Origin of the sequence: Paraburkholderia sp. 31.1, assembly GCF_014397645.1 — a bacterium.
GTDB classification, from domain to species: domain Bacteria; phylum Pseudomonadota; class Gammaproteobacteria; order Burkholderiales; family Burkholderiaceae; genus Paraburkholderia; species Paraburkholderia tuberum.
Map to the genome: position 1 here is coordinate 1 of NZ_VZQN01000290.1, position 213 is coordinate 213.

At 64.8% G+C, this 213-nt stretch carries 1 pseudogene; it reads right to left on the reverse strand.

What is annotated here, in order from left to right:
• A pseudogene (locus tag F6X37_RS36310) lies at positions 1–213 on the reverse strand (IS4 family transposase); the annotation flags it as partial.

The window sequence follows — 213 nt, forward strand, 5'->3', positions numbered from 1 at the left end:
AGAGGTCCTGTTTGCTGGTCTTGCGTGCATCAAGCATCGTGGTGACCAGCACCCGGTGATGCAGCCTGGACTCGCGCACCATCAGCTCATCGGGGAAGGCCTGGTACTGCTCATGCGTCATCCAGTCGGGACGCTGCCGGGGTTTGGGCCACGTCACAATGTGATCGCGCGTGCCCAGGGACCGGCCTCGCCGAAAGTCGGTGCGGCGTGCCC